Here is an 18,239-nt window from a genome sequence, read left to right as displayed (position 1 = left end):
CGAGCTCGAAACGGCTGCGCGCGGCTCATGGGCGAAGCAAGGGAAAGGGTGATCCGGCGATAATTCAGAGAACCGAGCGGAAGCGGGGCGGTTCAAGACATCGACTTGTAAGCCCCGCCCGGCAAGGGTTTCGAAGACCCGGACGCGAATACGAAGTGAATTCTAATACAGCCATGTATTCGAATGCAAAGACGGATTTGTAAGGCGCGCGATGCTACACTTCGCGCATGAAACCTGTACGTCTCACTCGCGAGCAGAGCCGTGACCAGACGCGCCAGCGTCTGCTCGACGCTGCGCAGACGGTTTTCACGCAGAAAGGATTCGGTGCATCGAGCGTCGAGGATGTGGCTGCCGACGCGGGCTATACGCGCGGCGCGTTCTATTCGAACTTTTCGAGCAAGGCCGAGTTGTTGCTCGAAGTGCTCAAGCGCGATCACGACACCATCATGCAGCGCCTCTCCACGATCTTCGAGGATGGCGAGGCCTCACGCGCCGACATGGAAGCGCGCGTGCTGCAGTACTACAGCGAGTGCTATCAGAACAACGCGTGTTTCCTGCTGTGGGTCGAAGCGAAGCTGCACGCGAGCCGCGACGCCAAATTCCGCGCGAGCTTCAATGCGCTGATGCGCGAGCTGCGGCAGACCACGACCGATTACATCAGGGCATTCTCCGAGCGCGTGGGCACGCCGCTCACGATGCCGCCGGAACAGATGGCGCTCGGCCTCATCGCGCTGTGCGACGGCGTGCAGTTCTTCTATTCCTCCGACCCGCAATCGGTGCCGGCGCAATTCGCCGAGGACGTGCTTGCGCAGTTCTTCCGGCGCGTCGTGTTGAGCGCCGCAGCCGACTAAGACGGCTCGACTTGCTGGCGAGATCGCGATGAACGCGCTTTTTGCCAGCATGCATCGCCCGTGGCACGGATGAGCTCGATACGCTAATCTTTGCGCGAGAGCCGCAGAGGCCGCGCTTGCAGTGTTTCGAGTTCGCTTGCGATCTCGCGGAACGGGGATGACATCCTGGAGGGAATCTCCATGAGCGCATTCGCGCGGCGCGTAAGAGCGGGGCATGTCCTGACTGGCGCTCGAGCATGGATGATCGCGCTCGGAGTCTGCATCGGATGCGCGGCGTGCCCCTCGCCCGCAATGGCCGCGCCGCTGCCTGCCGCGATGCAAAAGTTCATCTCGCCACAGCCGGCCTCCGAAGCGCCGGCTGCCTCTGCGCCTTCACCCGCGAGTCAGGCCGAAATGGTGCGTTCGCTGAACAGCCTCATCGGCACGCTCGACAACGATGCGCAACGCAGCGCATTCGTCGCGCAACTGAAGATGCTGCGTGACGCGACGCAGAAGGCCGCGCCGGCCACGCCCGCACCCGCCAATACCGATCTGCTCGGCGCGATCGCATCGGGCATTGCATCGGTCGAAACGAATCTGAGTGGAGGCCTCACGCCCTTGCGTGCCTGGACGGTCCGTTCGAGCGCCGCTGCAAGCGAGTTGCGGGCCGTCGTCACGGGTGCGCGAGGCGAGAGCTTCGGCAAGATCCTTGCGGCAATGGGCGCGACGCTCGCGGGCTGGGGGCTGTGCGCGTTCGTGCTGATTCGCATTCAGCGGCGCATCTTCGCGCGCTTCGGCAGGAACGTCACGCTTGCGCCGAATCCTACGTCGACGCAACTGCTCGCTTTCGCGTTGCGACAGACCGGGCCGTGGTTCGTCGCATTCCTCGCGGTGCTGATCTTCGGGCACTCGATGCCCGATGCGCTCGGCCGCACGCTCGGGCTCGTCATTGCTTATGCGATCGTCGCGGGCGCCATCTTCTCGGCAATCTGCATGATCGTATTCTCGGTGTTCAGCACGGCGCATCGTCGCGTCGCCGTGCAGCAACTGCTTGCGCGCACAACCTGGCCGCTCTTCGTGATCGGCGCATGCGGCGCGCTCGGCGATGCGACCGCCAACGCCGATGTCATGCGCCAGCTCGGCCCGAATCTCGCGGGCATCGTGTCGACCTTCGCCAGTCTCGCCGCGGCGTTGCTCTCCGGCTATTTCGCGCTCGCTTACAGGCGGCCCGTCACGCATCTGATTCGCAATCGCCCGTATGCACGCAGACGCGATCATCAGTTCGCAACCGAAGCGCTCGATATCCTCGCGTCGCTGTGGCATATCCCGATACTGCTGATCGCGGTCGCGTCGGTCGTCGCGATCATCGACGGACGCGGTGCCGAAGGCGACGTGCTGCGGCCGTCGCTGCTCAGCGCGGCGCTGCTCGTGCTCACGCTGTTCGCCTCCGCGCTGCTGCTGCATCTGACGCGCCGGCGCGACACGCGTGCGCGCCGCCGCGCGCCGCATCTGACGCGGCTCCTGCACTTTGGGTGCACGCTGGTCGTGCTCCTGATCTGGCTCGCCTACCTGCGTTTCGAACTGGAACTCTGGAGCGGACCGATCGCGCGGCTCATCAAGCACAGCGCGATGACACCCGGTTTCAGACACGCGCTGATCGCGGTCGTTGCGACAGTGTTCGGCGCGTGGTTCATCTGGATCATCATCGACACGGTGATTCTCGAAGCGCTCGGCCCGAATAGCTCGCGCAACAAGGCGCTCAGTCCCGGCGTGCGCGCACGCACCATGCTGCCGCTCGTGCGCAACGCGATCTTCGTGACGGTCGCGAGCCTCGCGGCCATCGTCGCGGCCGCGAGTCTCGGCATCAATCTGACGCCGCTGCTCGCCGGCGCGGGCGTGATCGGTCTCGCGGTCGGCTTCGGCGCGAAGTCGCTCGTCACCGATCTGATCACGGGGCTCTTCATCATCGTCGAGGAGACGATCTCGGTCGGCGACTGGATCGATATCGACGGCGGCCATGCCGGCACCGTGATGGACCTCACGATCCGCACGGTTCGCCTGCGCGACGGGCAAGGCGCGGTTCACACCATTCCGTTCTCGCAGATCAAGATCGTGAAGAACCTGTCGCGCGATTTCGCCAATGCGGTATTCGAGGTCCGCGTACCGTTCTCCGCGAAACTGGACGACATCACGCGCATGATCGCCGAAGTTGGCGCCGATCTGAGCAGCGACTTTCGCTTTCGCAACGAGATACTGGCGCCGGTCGACGTGTGGGGCCTCGATCGTTTCGAGGCGAACTGCATCGTGGTGAAAGGGCAGATCAAGACGCGGCCGCTACAGCAATGGAGCGTGGCGCGTGCGTTCAATGCAAGGCTCAAGCTCAAGATGGATGAAGCAGGCATCGAAATGCTGTTGCCGCAGATGCAGCTTCATGCGTCGCCGGACGCACGCGACGCGCGCACACGCCCCGACGAGCGCGCTCAGGCGCAAGCCCGACATGCAACCGACGGCGCCGTGCAGCCGGAACTCCGTGTGCTCCGGGAATCGCCCTGAATCGGAACGGCCATAGCCATTGCGCGATTTCCGGCTTGTCGGTGCCGTGCGTATGCGCGCAATCGAGGTGACTCATTCCCGAGACACTATTTCTTCAATGACAGTATTGCCATCCAGTACGCCGTCAAATGAATTAAAATGATTTAACAACGCTGGGCTTTCTTACCACCGTAGCGTCTTGCAGGCATTCGATGACACGCCATATCAGTAGATATTGGGTCGCCGGCATCGTGGCTTTTCTAGTCGGCAACTTTGCATCAGCCAGTGAACAAACTCGATTGAACCCTATTCAGCGAGTCGCTGCGGATGTGCTGTTCTTTCCCTATCCGGCCGTCGTCTCGACCGCAGGCGCTCATACTGCCGCCAAGCCTCATCATTCGCGATATGGTTTCAAAGGCACTCAGGACGCGCTGGACGCCGTAACGTTGTCGAAGTACGACAAAAGCGTCCATCCTGATCTGAGTCAACTCGCCCGCGTTTCGCCGCTGCCCTCTTCGCCGACTTCGGTTCCTGTTCCGGTGCGTCCGCGCGACGACACCACGCCTGACGACGACTGGCATTTTTCCGCCAACCCGCAATTGGGTGTGAATCACGAGCACGAAAAGGCCATGACTTTTTCCGTGCGCCGCGATTTCTGAGCGTTCGCATACTTCACTTTCCCGCGCGAAATTTTGAGGTTGCCGGTTGCCGATTCAGTCGCATAAAGTGGGGGAAGCACTGCGTGTTTTCTCGTGATCGATGGAGCCCAGGCAAATGAACAAGTTGCTTATATCCGGCGCGACGACGATGTTCACGCTCGCCGGCGCGGCCCATGCGCAAAGCAGCGTCACGCTCTACGGTCTCATAGACGCGGGCATTACTTATTCGAACAGTCAGATCAACACGACCGGCAGCGGGCACAGCAACTGGGAATTGAAAAGCGGCCCGGTCCAGTACAGCCGATGGGGTTTGCGCGGCGCGGAAGATCTGGGCGCGGGATTGAAAGCCATCTTCAATCTGGAAAGCGGCTTCAACCTTAACAATGGCCAGTACACGTCGAGCAACCGCATCTTCAATCGTCAGGCCTATGTCGGTTTGTCGAGCCGCGATTACGGCGTGCTCACGTTCGGCCGCCAGACCGACGACATGGTGGACTTTGTCGCGCCGCTTTCATTGACGGGCACCGAGTATGGCGGCACGCACTTCGCGCATCCGTTCGATATCGATAATCTCAACGATTCATTTCAGATCAACAACGCCGTGAAGTATCAGAGCCCGGATTTTGCGGGATTCAAACTCGGGGCGTTATATGGATTCTCCAATCAGTCTGGCGGTTTTTCGAACAATCGCGCATACAGCCTCGGCATTTCGTATTTGTGGGGACCGCTCAATTTCGGCGCGGGTTTCCTGCAGCTCAACAGCGACGCCGCGACACCGGGACAACTCAACGCAAACGGCGCCGTCACCGATACGACCGGCTCCTCGCTGATCGGCGCGCTCACGACGACCGCCGTACCGCTGGGCGCGCTGTCGAGCCGCCAGCAGACGTGGGGCGCGGGCGTGAACTATGCGTTCGGCCCGGCGGTGGCGGGCTTCGTCTACACGCAAACCAATCTGACGCAGTTGTTCCAGACCGGTTTGAGCACGCACGTTCAAAACTTCGAAGGCAATTTGCGCTATGCGCTGACCCCGGCGGTCGAACTGTCCGCCGCCTACACGTATTCGCGCGCGGGCGGCCTCGCGGGCGCGGGCAATCCGCACTGGAACCAGGTCAGCGCGATGGCGGGCTATAGCTTCTCGCGACGCACCGATGTCTATGTGCAAGGTGTCTGGCAAGGCGTGAGCGCGAGCAGCAACTCGCCGTTGGGCGTCGCGTGGATCAACGGTCTCACGGCGCCGTCATCCACGAGCAACCAGGTCGAAGCGACGGTCGGCCTGCGCCATCGCTTCTGAGCGCCGGCGCTTTACCGTCGATCAGGCAGCAGGCCGAATGCCTTTGTCAGTCGCGTATGAAGGCGGCATCGACGCGCTTTCGACTGGCGCATCTTGCCGATGCCGATATTTGCGGCCCCATTCTGTCACGGCCAAAGCGCGTTCGTCGGTGCAGAAGTTTTCGAACTCTCGCCACGCCTCATCGTAGTCACCTTCGCGTGCGAGATCGAATTGCTTTCCGCCGGTCGCGCACGAAGCGAGCTTCATGAACCGCTTCAATATCGGCCGGCATGCGTGGCTGATGTAAGGGTCGGCTTCCTCTCTCGGCCACTCGTTCGCCGCAATGAGCATCTGACGCCACGCGAGAACGGTTTCGTGGCAGGCGTTGCATTGCGCGTCGCCCTGAATGAGCGCGCTCGCTTCGAGAACGGCGGTCGCGTGCTCTTCGAATTTCGACAGCTTGATCCAGGCGGCGCGGGCAAGGGAATCCGGTCTGCCGTCGTCGCCGTCGATGAGCGCGCCATCCATGGCCGATGGCGGCTCCAGCTTCATGACAATGCCTTCTTCGCGGAGCATCACGCGCACGCTGAAATCGGCGACGAGCATCGCGAGGCGGCATCGCCAGCGCATGCTCATGTCATGGAGCCACGTTTCATCGGACGTTCGAATCGCGGCGGCGATTTCCTCGCGCGCATCGGCGAGCCATCGGCTTTGCGCGAGTCGGTCTGCTGGTCTCATTGCGTCGTCTCGATGCGAACCGGAAGCGTCCGGCTTAACTCGCGCACCCGAAGTGCGCGAGACCCGGGGCGCCGGGCCGGCATTCGATCGCCTGCCACGTCCCGGGCGTGGACATGCGGACGCAATTGGCCTCTACTTAAGCCTTTCGTCGACGACAAGGAAGCGACATTGCCCAGCCGATATTTCGACAACGAGCAACGCGCACATGCCGTGGCTGCTCAGGCCAGTCCTTGCGATGAGCTCGTCATTCGCGCGCAGCCCGTCGCCGTCGCCGCACCGTGCCGGCGCAAGCGCCTCGCTCTGTCGGCGACGATCCTCGGTTCGAGCATGGCGTTCATCGACGGCTCGGTCGTCAACGTCGCGCTGCCGTCGATCCAGAACGAGCTCGGCGCGAGCATCGCGGCGATGCAATGGGTCGTCAACGCGTATCTGCTGTTTCTGGGTGCGCTCGTGCTGGTCGGCGGCTCGATGGGCGACAAGCTCGGCCGGCGCAAAGTGTTCATCGCGGGCATCGCGCTCTTCACGGTCGCGTCGGCGGCGTGCGGCTTCGCGCCGAATACGAGCTGGCTCATCGCGGCGCGTGCGTGGCAGGGCGTCGGCGCGGCGCTGCTCGTGCCGGGCAGCCTCGCGATCATCGGCGCGGTGTTCGAGGGCGAAGCACGCGCACGCGCGATCGGCACATGGGCGGGCGTCGGCGCGATCACATCGTCGGTCGGGCCGGCGGCAGGCGGCTGGCTCGTCGATGCATTTTCCTGGCGCGCGATCTTCTTCCTCAATCTGCCGCTCGCGGCCGCGACGATCGCGCTGGCAGTCGCCTCCGTGCCCGACAGTCACAACGCCGACGCGCCGCAGACGCTCGACTGGCCGGGCGCCGCGAGCGCGGCAGCGGGACTCGCCGCGCTGACCTACGGTCTCACCGAGGCGCCGTCGCGCGGTTTCGCCGATCCGCTCGTGCTCGGCACGATCGGCGCGGGCGTGGTGCTGCTCGGTGCGTTCGTCGCGATCGAAGCGAAATCCCGCGATCCGATGATCCCGCTCGACATCTTCCGCTCGCGCGATTTCAGCGGCGCCAATCTCGTCACGTTGCTGCTGTATTTCGGACTCGGCGGCGTGCTGTTCTTTCTGCCGTTCACGTTGATCCGCGCGTATGGCTTCAGCGCGACCGAAGCGGGCGCGGCGGTGCTGCCGATGCCGCTCATCATCGGCTTGCTGTCGCGCTTCACGGGAGGGTTGACGAGCCGCTTCGGCGCGCGGGCGTTGCTGATCGCCGGGCCGTGCGTCGCGGGTCTCGGCTTCGGGATGCTCGCGCTGCCGTTCGTCGCGGGCAGCTATTGGGCGGGGTTCCTGCCCGCGCTCGTCGTGCTCGGGCTCGGCATGACGATCACCGTCGCGCCGCTGACGACGACCGTGATGGCGTCGGTGGGCAGCGAACGCGCGGGCATCGCGTCCGGCATCAACAACGCTGTTGCGCGCGTGGCGAGCCTGCTCGCGGTCGCGGTGCTCGGCATCGCGTTCGTGTGGTCGCACGATGCGGCCTTGTCGGCGCGGCTCGATCGCCTGCACTTGCCGCACCAGCGCATGCGCGTGCTCGATGCGGATGAACAGTCCGCCGCGCCTTCGACGCCGCTCGCCCGCGCGCAGGCCGATGCCATCGCCGATGCCCTGCGCGCGGTCGCCGCGCTGTCCGCCGTGTGCGCCTTTGCGGCTGCGGGCGTCGCCGCGGCAACCATCCGTCGCAAGAAATAAAAAAATCCCGATGCCGGCCAGACCGGTCATCGGGATTGGAAAGTACGGCTTTCGATGCGCTTCTTATTGGCCGGCGTGTGCCGGTTGTCGTTCGATCGCCTTCGCGCGCTTTTGCAATTCTTCGGTCGTGTGGCCTTCGCCGTTCGGCAGCCAGCCCGGCGGACGCAGCAGGAAGCCGGCGGCATCCGACACGCTCTTCGCGTTGACCATGTCCTTCGCAAGACTGACCCAGTGCTCCATCTCGACGACGATCGGGTTATGCGAGGTCACCGGCGTCGTCAGACCGTACACACACGGCTCTTCGGCGCGTTCTTCCACGTAGGTGCCGAACAGCCGATCGAAGATGATCAGCACGCCGCCGAAGTTCGCATCGAGATACGTCGCGTTCGATGCGTGGTGCACACGGTGCGACGACGGCGTGTTGAACACATATTCGAGCCAGCCGAGCTTCGGAATCCACGTCGCGTGCAGCCAGAATTGATAGAGCAGGTTGATCGATACGACTGCGAGCACCACATCGGGCTTCACGCCGAACCACACGAGCGGGGTGAAGAAGATGGCCGAGCCCGCGATCTTGGTCAGCCAGCCGAGACGGTACGCGGACGACAGCGTCAACTGGTTCGGCGAGTGATGGACCGCGTGATTTGCCCAGAAGAAGCGGATCGTGTGCGACGCGCGGTGATACCAGTAGTAGCAGAACTCCTGTCCGATGAAGAGCAGAAAGAGCGTCAGCGCCGTATTCGTCGTGACAGTGTGAACGCGATGCTCCCACGCGAAGTTGAACACCGGCGTCGCGAGCGAGATCGGCACGAACGTGAGCAGTTTGCGGCCGATGAGATCGACGAGCGAGATCCACGTCTCGTGCCAGTCGAATGCCTTGTCGGTGCCCTTGTTTTTGAAATGCAGCACGACAGCTTCGATCATCGACGCGGTGAGAACGATGCCCATCGCGTACAGCGAGATTTTTCCAAGCAGTTCCAGTTCCATGATGGTTCGCCTTGGTGGGTGGTTGCGAATGAGCCCATTGTGGCGATCGGCCTGGTTAAAAACCACGCACAAACTATTTCATGGAATGTCACGAGCCGGCCGCAAAGCCTTATGGCGTAAGGGGCGGGCGATTCGCGGGAGTTGTTTCAAGGCATGTCGGCTCGAGACGGGGCTTCCGGACAAGACGCGAGGGCCGCTATAGGAAGTCGGGCCCCGCGCCGCTCGATTCACTCAATCGTGATGTAGGTAAGCAGCTTACGGCAAGCTTGTGCGTGCGGTCAGACGTCGATAGAATGCGAACAATTCCTATTTACGTGGCATCCAGAAAATGATCGCTGTTGCAAAAAACTGTCGCACCCAGGCATCGGCGGCATGAGGCCGGTTTTGGTTCGCCTGCATCGCTGGCTCGGTGTCGCGACGGCGCTCTTTCTGTTCGTTTCGGGTCTCACCGGCGCGATCATCGCGTGGGACCATGAAATCGATGCGCTCCTCAATCCGTCTTTCTTCCACGCGCGCACCGATGGTCCCGCGCTGCCGCCGCTCGAACTCGCGCGACGCGTCGAGGCTGCCGATCCGCGCATCGAAGTGACGTATATGCCGCTCGGCTTCGAGCCGGGACACACCGCGCAGATGATGGTGATGCCGCGCACGAACCCGGCGACGAACGCGCCCTACGAGGTGGCGTACAACCAGATCGCCGTCGATCCGGCGACCGCTCAGGTGCAGGCGCGGCGCATGTGGGGCGCCGTGTCGCTCGCGCGCATCGACCTGATGCCGTTCCTCTACAAGCTGCATTACACGCTGCATCTGCCCGTTGTCGGCGGCTTCGACATCGGCACGTGGCTGATCGGCATCGTCGGCATCCTGTGGTTCTTCGACAGCGGTATCGCGCTGTTCCTGTCGTTCCCGAGCGTGAAGGCATGGCGCAAGTCTTTCGCATTCCGCGTGAAGCGCGGCGGCTATGCGCTCACGTTCGACCTGCATCGCTCCGGCGGCGTGTGGATCTGGGGCCTGCTGCTCGTGATGGCGCTCACGTCGATTTCGATGAATCTCTCCGAGCCTGTGATGCGCCCGGTCGTTTCGATGTTTTCGAAGCTCTCGCCTTCGTTTCTCGATAACGCGGAGCTCGTGCGCGCCGGTCCGCCGGGCAGGCCGCTCGCCACGCGCGAGCAGATTCTGGAGATGGCCGCGCGCGACGCGAAGCACCAGAACCTGACCGAGCCGATGGGCGCGCTCTACTACGCGCCGATGTTCAAGGCCTACGGCGTCGGCTTCTTCGCGCCCGGCCACGATCACGGCGACGTCGGACTCGGCAACGCATGGCTTTATTACAACGCGCAGACGGGCACGCTCGCGGGCTCGTCGATTCCCGGCCGCGGCTCGGCCGGCGACATCTTCATGCAGGCGCAGTTTCCGTTGCACTCGGGGCGGATCGTCGGTCTCGGCGGGCGCATTCTCGTGAGCGCGCTGGGCGTCGCGGTCGCGGTGCTCAGCGCGACGGGCCTCATCATCTGGTTCAGGAAGCGTTCCGCGCGCCGTCATTCGGCGGCCGTTGCGAGCGCGCGCGCGGCTCGCGGAGGATCGTTATCGTCGTGACGAGATCGCGAACGTCGACCTCGCCGGGGCCGCATGTCGTATCGGCCGGCGCTTCGGCAAAAAATCACGACGAGGAAACGAGCCGAAACCCCGCATAGACATACTGATAATGCGCCTGGAACCAGTTGCGGAAACTCGGCCGCAACATGCACGCGGCGGTGCGCGGCGAGCCGCCTTTCATCACGAAGTGCTTGCCGTCGAAGAAATTTGCCGAGTAGCCGAGATAGAACGGAAACGGCTCGAAGCCTTGCAGCGGCCCGAACTCGGTCGACGTCCATTCCCAACCATTGCCGAATTGTCCTTCGACGCCGAACTCGCTTCGATTCTCCGGATGCGCCTGCACCGGCGACGGATCCCATCGGCGGAAATCGAAATTGCCCTCGGTCACGTGAGGCGTGCCGAGCGCGGCGCGCTGCCACTGCGCCTCCGTCGGCAGCGCCTTGCCTGACCAGCGTGCATAGGCCTTTGCCTCGGCATGGCTCACGTACACGGGCCAGTCGGGCGGCAGCGCGATTTCATCGAACATCGTGCGCAGCTTCCACGTGTCTTGCGCATCGGCGCCGGGAATCCAGAAGGCCGGATGCGCGATGCGCTGCTCTTCCTTCCACGCCCAGTCGGCGGCGTCCCAGTAATCTCGATTCCAGTAGCCGCCCGCATCGATGAACCGCAGGTACTCGCCGTTGGTCACCATGAAGCGGTCGATTTCGAACGCGGGCACGTCGATGCGCTCCTCGCCGAACTCGTTGTCCCAGCCGAACCGGCCGCTTTCGCGCGTCAGGCCGAGTGTCACGCTGCCGGCCGGCACGCGCACGGTTCCATGCGTCGGCACGCGATCGGAGGCGCGCTCCGAACGGGCATCGGATGGTGCAATTTTTCTATCGACCGGCAATTGATGCAGCATGTACGCAAGCGTTTCGGCATGCATCAGCCGATGCTCGATCGCCACTTCCAGCAATTGCGCGGGCGATTCGCCAGCGCGCACGGGCGCGGCGGCGACTTTGATCGGATCGAAATGCGCGTCGATCTCGGCGCGGACCGCGTCCCTGTATGCGCGCACTTCGTCGAGCGAGGGCCAGTCGGCCGGCTGATCGGTAGGCAACCCCCCGTCCACCGGATCGATGCCGAAGGCGAAGAGCTCGTCGTAGGCGGGATTCGGGCTCGGCAGGTCGAAGAGGCGCTGATCGAGAAGATTGCGGTCGAAGGCTTCGAGATGCCCGATATAGAAGACGATGCGATGGCGCTCGGCGATCGGCCTGTCGTAGAGATGCTCGGGTTTGACGACGTCGAAGAGTTCGTCGGTCACGCGCCGCGCTTCGGCGAGGCGCTCGAGCAGCGGATGACGCAGGGAAGGTTCGCGGTTCATGTCGCCCAATCTCCGTGGCTGGCCTGTTGGCTTCGCATTCGATCAAAGGGCGCCGAAGCGCCCGTTTGGCCGAACAAAAGAGACTAAACCTTAGCGAACCGCGTGCCAACCGAAATATGGAGGGCGATTATTTCCGCACGCGCAATAATCGCGGGCGCTGTTCCTTCAGACGGCGTGCAAGGCGTCGAAGTCGCGGATACGGATGAACTTGCCCTGCGTTTCGATGAAACCCGCCTTGTCGAAGCGCGACAGCGTGCGGCTGACCGTTTCGAGCGTCATGCCGAGGTAGCTGCCCATGTCGTCGCGCGTCATGCGCAGCGTGAACTCCGAGGACGCGTACCCGCGCTTCGATAGGCGCGACGACAAATCGAGCAGCAGCCGCGCGACACGCTCGTCCGCCCGCAACATGCCGAGCCTCACGACATGGTTCGCCTCGCGGTTCACGGCGTGGCTCATCATGCGATGCAGGCGCCTTTGCAGCGCGTCGGTTTCGCGGCACATGCGCTCGAAGAGCGAATAGGGCACGACGCAGACGGAGCTGTCTTCCAGTGCGATCGCGGCGCACGTATGCTCGCCTTCCTCGATGCCTTCGAAGCCGAGCGCGTCGCCGGCGAGCAACAGTCCCGTCACCTGCTCGCGGCCGCCGTCGTGCGTGATGACCGTCTTGATCGACCCGGAGCGCACGGCGAACAGGGAATCGAAGCGGTCGCCGGCGCGAAAGAGGGCGTCGCCGCGCTTGACCTTGCGCGTCACGGAGATGATGTTCTCCAGCTTGGCGATGTCGTTGGCGCACAGGCCTTCGGGCATGCAGAGATGCCGCATCGCACACGTCGAGCAATGTGCCGAGTTGCGACGCGCGCGGGAGTTGTCAGACAAGGCGGTCATTTGGGCTTCGTTTTGTTGATGAATGACAAAACGATTGTCCCATAGCCCCTCGGCCCGGCCGCGTGAAAAATTGACGCGGCCAGGGCATCCGTCAAGCTTTTTTACCTTATCGGGTTGATTTTTCCACGGCCTCGCCGGCTGCCGATGGAATCAACAGCACCGGCAGTGTGGCCTGACGAAGACACCGCTCGGCGACACTGCCGAGAATCAGGCGCTGGAAGCCTTTGCGCCCATGCGTGCCCATGATCAGCAAATCGGCGTTGAAGGCGTTGGCGGCGTCGATGATGAGCGTCGCGACGTCGTCGCTCGCGGTTGCCTCGACGGTCACGACTTCGCCCGTCACGCCGCGCGCCTTCATCTGCGCGGCGGCTTCGCGCGCGAGCGAGGCGCCTTGCTCCATCAGGCTCGCATGCAGCGACGAAGGATCGTAGCCGGGCAGGTCGAAGTACATCGGTCCGGACTCGACGACGTAATACGGCTGCACGATCGCCTGATGCGTGACGGCGAGATCCAACGCGGCGGTGAAGGCGCGCCCGGAAGTCCGGCTGCCGTCGATGGCGACGAAAATGCGTTTGAACATGTCGGTTTTCCCCATGAAACGATCGATTGGCGCGCGGCATGCGCTGTCATTCATGCGTTTGCATGATAGAGCCCGGGCCTTGCATCGCCGCGCCGCTCTTTGGCGATAAGTCGATCCGGCGCAAGGCAGGCCGTACAATTCGTGGTTCTTCGACATCAGCGTCCGCTTAAAAATTGGCGGCGCGACCTCTTTTTAGCACTTCTCCACCCAGCCCGCCCGACCGACCGTGACTCAAACGCCGCCTGCTTTACCGTTCAGAACAGCGCTCTACGCGATGCTTGGCATCGGTCTCGTCAACATGCTCGTCGCCCTCGACCAGACGGTGGTCAGCACCGCGCTGCCCTCGATCGTCGCGGAGTTGCACGGCTTCGAGTTCTACGCGTGGATCGCGAGCGCCTATCTGCTGGCGTCGGTCGTCACGGTTCCGGTATTCGGGCGGCTCGGCGATTATTTCGGGCGCAAGCCCTTCGTGCTCGCGGCGGTGATCACGTTCACGGTCGCGTCGGTGCTGTGCGGGCTCGCGCCCAGCATGTTGTTCCTCGTGCTCGCGCGCGGGCTGCAAGGCATCGGCGGGGGAATGATGGTCGGCACCGCGTTCGCGGCGATTCCTGATATGTTCCCCGATCCGCGCACCCGCGTGCGCTGGCAGGTCGTGCTCGCGGCGGCGTACGGCATCGGCACGGCGGCGGGGCCGTCGCTCGGCGGGTGGATGAGCCAGCACTGGGGCTGGCGTTCGACCTTCCTCGTGAATCTGCCGGTCGGCGCGGCCGCCCTCTACTTCATATGGGCGCATCTGCCCAACCTGCACCGGCCGCGCGAAGGCGCCGTGAAGATCGACTGGACGGGCGCTGCGCTCGTCGCGCTGGTCCTCGGCGGCTTTCAGGCGCTGATCGAGGCGTTGCCGAAGGATGGCCTGACGACCGCCAATCTCGCGCTCGGCGCGGGCGTGGCGGTGTGCGCCGTGGCACTCCTGATATGCGAGCGGCGTGCGACGCATCCGATCATCCCGCTCGACATCTTCCGCGACGCGCAGCTCAACACGCTTTTCACGCTGTCGTTCCTGGCGGGCTTCGTGATGTTCTCGCTGATCTTCTTTGCGCCGCTCCTGCTGCAGGGCGGCTTCGGCCTTTCGCCGCAGGCCGCGGGGCTGCTCGCGACGCCGATCGCCGCGTGCATCGCGCTCGGCAGCTTCATCAATACGCGCATCGTCATTCATATGCGCAAGCCGGTGAATATCCTTTCAATCGGCTTCACGCTGCTCCTGTTCGCGTCGGTCGCGCTGGCGTTCGCACGCGAGACGACGCCGCATCTGTGGATCGAGCTGCCGATGGCCGCGACCGGCATCGGCCTCGGCTTCGTCCTGAACAACATGAACATCTTCGGGCAGGAAATCGCGGGCCGCGAGCGCTTCGGCATCACGACGGCGCTCTTGCAATCGACGCGCATGGTCGGCGGCATGATGGGCACGAGCATCGTCGGGACGATCGTCGCGCATCACTATGCGAGCGTCGTGCAGCGCACGGTCAGCGTGCTCGGCGCGTCGGCGTCCACGCAATGGCTGCCGCGCCTCTCCGACCCGCGCATTCTCGTCGACGAAGCGCTGCGCGAGCGCATCCTCGCCGAACTGAACGCGGCCGGGCTCGACGCGCCCGCGCTCCTCGACGCCGCCCGCGACGCGCTCGTGCAGTCGATCCACATCGGCGTGATGCTGACGGCGGTCGCGGCGCTCGCGGCCGCGCTGCTGGTGCGGCGCATCGCGCACATTACCTTCAGGAAGCACGCGACGCCCGTCCCGAAGTCGTGACGCGGGTTCTTTGACAAGCGGTTTGTCGCGCCTATAGTTTTTGCGTCGCCGGACGGACAGCTTCGAGCCTGAAGCTGCCTTGTCCGCGACCGCGCACCGCGTTTGCTTCACTTCCCTCGACGGCGGTTCGCACGTCCTGCGCGGAACGCTTGCGCGGGCCGCGGGTCACTCGCTTGTGCGGGCGGCCGCGCGACGCGCTTGCCGCCCATCGCCAACAGAGATGAGGAGCTGACATGAAGATCACCGGAGACATGCTGATCGGCGCATCGGCCGTGCGGGGCACCGATGCCACGCTCCGCGCGTTCGACCCCGCGCGCAATGCCGATCTCGAACCCGCGTTCGGCGGCGGCGGCGCGGCGGAAGTCGCGCGCGCGTGCGAGCTCGCCGAAGCGGCGTTCGACGACTATCGCCACGCACCGTTGGAAACCCGCGCGCAGTTTCTCGAAGCGATCGCCGACAACATCACCGCGCTCGGCGACACGCTGATCGAGCGCGCGATGGCCGAATCCGCACTGCCGAAGGCGCGGCTCGAAGGCGAGCGCGCCCGCACGGTCGGGCAATTGCGCCTGTTCGCGTCGCTCGTGCGCGAGGGCCGATGGCTCTGCGCCACCCTCGATTCCGCGCAGCCGGACAGAAAGCCGCTGCCGCGTTCGGACCTGCGTTTGCAAAAGATTCCCGTCGGGCCGGTCGCGGTGTTCGGCGCGAGCAACTTTCCGCTGGCGTTTTCGGTGGCGGGCGGCGATACGGCGTCGGCGTTCGCGGCGGGGTGTCCCGTCGTCGTGAAATCGCATCCGGCCCATCTGGGCACATCGGAACTCGTCGGTCGCGCGGTGCAGAAGGCGGTCGCGGACAGCGGTTTGCCAGAGGGGACGTTTTCGCTCGTCGTCGGCGCGGGCAATGCAATCGGCGAGGCGCTCGTCGCGCATCCGGCGATCCAGGCGGTCGGCTTCACCGGTTCGCGGCGCGGCGGGCTGGCGCTCGTCGATATCGCGGCGAAGCGCCCTGTGCCGATACCCGTTTTCGCCGAGATGAGCAGTGTCAATCCGGTATTCGCGCTGCCGGGCGCGCTGGCGGCGCGCGGCGATACGCTGGCGGCGGGCTATATCGATTCGGTCACGCTCGGCGTCGGCCAGTTTTGCACGAATCCGGGCCTCGTGATCGGGCTCGCGGATCCGGATCTCGATGACTTCATCGACAACGCCGCGGCGGCGATCGAAAAGAAGAGCACGCAGACGATGCTCACGGCGGGCATCGCCGCGGCCTACGAGGACGGCGTCAAGCAACGCGATGCGTCCGCGAAGCGCATTGCGACGGGTGAAAAGAGCGAGGCGTCGAGCGGCGCGCTGCCGGCGCTGTATCGCGTGAGCGCGGAGGAGTTTCTGGCGAAGCCGCAACTGGCGGAGGAGATTTTCGGGCCGACCTCGGTGATCGTCGTATGCCGCGACGAGGACGAGATGATTCTCGTCGCGCGCGGTCTCGAGGGTCAACTGACGGCCACGCTCCTGATGGAGCAAGACGATGTAGAGCTCGCGCGGCGGCTCTTGCCGGTGCTCGAGCGCAAGGCCGGGCGGATTCTCGCGAACGGCTTTCCGACGGGCGTCGAAGTGTCCTACGCAATGGTGCACGGCGGCCCCTATCCGGCGACCTCCGACAGCCGCTCGACCTCGGTCGGCGCGATGGCGATCGAACGCTTTCTGCGGCCGGTGTGTTATCAGGATTTGCCGGCGGCGCTGTTGCCCGAGGCGCTGGCAGATGACAATCCACTGTCGCTCTGGCGCTTGCGCGATGGCCAGCTCGGACCGAATTGATCCGCGCAGCGAATAGAATGCGTTTGCAAAAAATCCATAAAAGGAGATGAACCCACATGACAAGCGACTCGCGCCGCTACCCCGACCCCTCAGTGCGCGTGCTGGACCCGCGCTTCAATGCGCTGCGCATCGCATCGGCGTCGGTGGAATGTCTTTATCAGGGCGCGCGCTGGTCGGAAGGGCCGGTCTGGTTCGGCGACGGCCGCTATCTGCTCTGGAGCGACATCCCGAACAACCGCATCCTGCGATGGGACGAGGAAAGCGGTCAGGTCGGCGTGTTTCGCAAGCCGTCGAACAACGCGAACGGCAACACGCGCGACCGCGAAGGCCGGCTCGTGACCTGCGAGCATCTGGCGCGGCGCGTGACGCGTACCGAATACGACGGCTCCATCACCGTGATCGCCGACAGCTACGACGGCAAGCCGTTGAATTCGCCGAACGATGTCGTCGTGAAGTCGGATGGCTCGATCTGGTTCACCGATCCGACCTTCGGCATCGACGGCTTTTATGAAGGCGAGAAGCACGAAGCGCAGTTGAAGCCGTGCGTGTATCGCGTCGATGGCCGAAGCGGCGAAATCACGATGATGATCGACGCTTTCGTCGGTCCGAACGGACTCGCGTTCTCGCCGGACGAATCGGTGCTGTACGTCGTCGAATCGCGCGCGACGCCGCGCAAGATCTACGCGTTCGACGTGCTCGACGGCGGCCGAAAACTCGGCGAGCCGCGTGCGCTGATCGATGCGGGAGCGGGCACCCCCGATGGCTTTCGCCTCGACATTCACGGCAATCTGTGGTGCGGCTGGGGCATGGGCGACGCCGAGCTGGACGGCGTGCGCGTGTTCACCCCGCAAGGCGAGGCGATCGGCCATATCGATTTACCGGAGCGCTGCGCGAACGTGTGCTTCGGCGGGCGGCATCGCAATCGCCTGTTCATGGCGGCGAGCCATGGGCTCTATTCGCTTTACGTCAACACACAGGGCGTGAGGGGCGGCTAAGCCTTCGCGATCTTTTCCATGATGCGTTCGGGATGCCTGCTCGCGGCGAATCCGTGCCGCGCGTAGAGCCCGTGCGCGTCGGATGTGACGAGCATCATGCGGCGCAGTCCCTGCAGGTCGGGATGCGCCATCACGCACTGCATCATCCACTTTCCGAGGCCCGCGCCCTGATGCTCGGGCAGCACGAAGACGTCGGCGAGATAGGCGAAGGTCGCGGTGTCGGTGATCATGCGCGCGTAGCCGATCTGCGCGCCGCCGCGAAAAAGCCCGAACGCGAGCGAATGACGCGCGGCGCGCTCGACCTTCTCACGCGCGATGCCCGGCGACCAATACGCCACTTCGCTCAGGTAACGGTGCACGACATCGAAGTCGAACTCGTCGATGTCCGTGCTCAGTCGATATTCGTCCCGGGTCCACTGCATCGCGCCGCTCCAAGGCCTTCG

The 18,239-nt window shown here is 64.2% G+C and carries 15 protein-coding genes; 9 read left to right on the top strand and 6 right to left on the bottom strand.

Features of this window, described 5'->3' with window-relative positions:
• The first annotated feature begins 227 nt into the window (after positions 1–227).
• The 4 genes from NCT32_RS18930 (at position 228) to NCT32_RS18915 (ending at position 5,315) form a co-directional block, all read left to right on the top strand.
• Positions 228–851 (top strand): TetR/AcrR family transcriptional regulator, encoded by a 624-nt coding sequence (locus tag NCT32_RS18930; RefSeq protein WP_061118011.1) that lies wholly within the window; start codon positions 228–230, stop codon positions 849–851.
• A gap of 180 nt (positions 852–1,031) precedes the next feature.
• The gene (locus tag NCT32_RS18925) at positions 1,032–3,383 is read left to right on the top strand and encodes a mechanosensitive ion channel family protein (protein ID WP_061118012.1); all 2,352 of its coding nucleotides are present in this window, start codon (positions 1,032–1,034) and stop codon (positions 3,381–3,383) included.
• Positions 3,384–3,574: 191 nt separating this feature from the next.
• Positions 3,575–4,021 (top strand): hypothetical protein, encoded by a 447-nt coding sequence (locus tag NCT32_RS18920; RefSeq protein WP_250490476.1) that lies wholly within the window; start codon positions 3,575–3,577, stop codon positions 4,019–4,021.
• Between the two features lie 115 nt (positions 4,022–4,136).
• The gene (locus NCT32_RS18915) at positions 4,137–5,315 is read left to right on the top strand and encodes a porin (protein WP_061118013.1); all 1,179 of its coding nucleotides are present in this window, start codon (positions 4,137–4,139) and stop codon (positions 5,313–5,315) included.
• A gap of 21 nt (positions 5,316–5,336) precedes the next feature.
• On the opposite strand, the gene NCT32_RS18910 is transcribed toward NCT32_RS18915, so the two are convergent.
• On the bottom strand, positions 5,337–6,032 hold the full coding sequence (locus NCT32_RS18910) for a hypothetical protein (protein WP_061118014.1): 696 nt from the start codon (positions 6,030–6,032) through the stop codon (positions 5,337–5,339).
• A 168-nt stretch (positions 6,033–6,200) separates the two neighbouring features.
• On the opposite strand from NCT32_RS18910, the gene NCT32_RS18905 reads away from it, so the two are divergent.
• Complete coding sequence (locus NCT32_RS18905) at positions 6,201–7,778, top strand: MFS transporter (RefSeq protein WP_061118015.1); 1,578 nt, start codon at positions 6,201–6,203, stop codon at positions 7,776–7,778.
• A gap of 63 nt (positions 7,779–7,841) precedes the next feature.
• Here NCT32_RS18905 and NCT32_RS18900 read toward each other — a convergent pair whose 3' ends face one another.
• Complete coding sequence (locus NCT32_RS18900) at positions 7,842–8,765, bottom strand: sterol desaturase family protein (RefSeq protein WP_250477463.1); 924 nt, start codon at positions 8,763–8,765, stop codon at positions 7,842–7,844.
• 372 nt (positions 8,766–9,137) lie between these two features.
• Between NCT32_RS18900 and NCT32_RS18895 the strand changes: the two genes are divergently transcribed.
• Positions 9,138–10,361 (top strand): PepSY domain-containing protein, encoded by a 1,224-nt coding sequence (locus tag NCT32_RS18895; RefSeq protein ID WP_061118016.1) that lies wholly within the window; start codon positions 9,138–9,140, stop codon positions 10,359–10,361.
• A gap of 64 nt (positions 10,362–10,425) precedes the next feature.
• On the opposite strand, the gene NCT32_RS18890 is transcribed toward NCT32_RS18895, so the two are convergent.
• The 3 genes from NCT32_RS18890 to NCT32_RS18880 all read right to left on the bottom strand — a co-directional run bounded on the left by NCT32_RS18890 (position 10,426) and on the right by NCT32_RS18880 (position 13,189).
• Complete coding sequence (locus NCT32_RS18890) at positions 10,426–11,724, bottom strand: SUMF1/EgtB/PvdO family nonheme iron enzyme (RefSeq protein WP_061118138.1); 1,299 nt, start codon at positions 11,722–11,724, stop codon at positions 10,426–10,428.
• Positions 11,725–11,889: 165 nt separating this feature from the next.
• A complete protein-coding gene (locus tag NCT32_RS18885; protein ID WP_086960996.1) occupies positions 11,890–12,609 on the bottom strand; it encodes a helix-turn-helix domain-containing protein in 720 nt (239 codons plus the stop codon).
• Positions 12,610–12,715: 106 nt separating this feature from the next.
• Positions 12,716–13,189, bottom strand: coding sequence for a universal stress protein (locus NCT32_RS18880; RefSeq protein WP_061118139.1), 474 nt, complete (start codon positions 13,187–13,189; stop codon positions 12,716–12,718).
• A 274-nt stretch (positions 13,190–13,463) separates the two neighbouring features.
• Here NCT32_RS18880 and NCT32_RS18875 point away from each other — a divergent pair, with 274 nt between their 5' ends.
• The 3 genes from NCT32_RS18875 to NCT32_RS18865 all read left to right on the top strand — a co-directional run bounded on the left by NCT32_RS18875 (position 13,464) and on the right by NCT32_RS18865 (position 17,796).
• Complete coding sequence (locus NCT32_RS18875) at positions 13,464–14,993, top strand: MFS transporter (RefSeq protein ID WP_061118018.1); 1,530 nt, start codon at positions 13,464–13,466, stop codon at positions 14,991–14,993.
• A 233-nt stretch (positions 14,994–15,226) separates the two neighbouring features.
• Positions 15,227–16,801, top strand: a complete 1,575-nt coding sequence (locus NCT32_RS18870; protein WP_250477462.1) for an aldehyde dehydrogenase (NADP(+)) — start codon at positions 15,227–15,229, stop codon at positions 16,799–16,801.
• A 56-nt stretch (positions 16,802–16,857) separates the two neighbouring features.
• Positions 16,858–17,796 (top strand): SMP-30/gluconolactonase/LRE family protein, encoded by a 939-nt coding sequence (locus NCT32_RS18865; RefSeq protein ID WP_061118020.1) that lies wholly within the window; start codon positions 16,858–16,860, stop codon positions 17,794–17,796.
• On the opposite strand, the gene NCT32_RS18860 is transcribed toward NCT32_RS18865, so the two are convergent.
• Positions 17,793–18,218, bottom strand: coding sequence for a GNAT family N-acetyltransferase (locus NCT32_RS18860; RefSeq protein ID WP_061118021.1), 426 nt, complete (start codon positions 18,216–18,218; stop codon positions 17,793–17,795). The two genes, NCT32_RS18865 and NCT32_RS18860, sit on opposite strands and share 4 nt — an antisense overlap.
• Positions 18,219–18,239 lie beyond the last annotated feature (21 nt).

This window comes from Caballeronia sp. INML2, from assembly GCF_023631365.1.
Classification (GTDB): Bacteria; Pseudomonadota; Gammaproteobacteria; order Burkholderiales; family Burkholderiaceae; genus Caballeronia; species Caballeronia turbans.
This window is presented reverse-complemented; position numbering and strand designations above follow the sequence as displayed.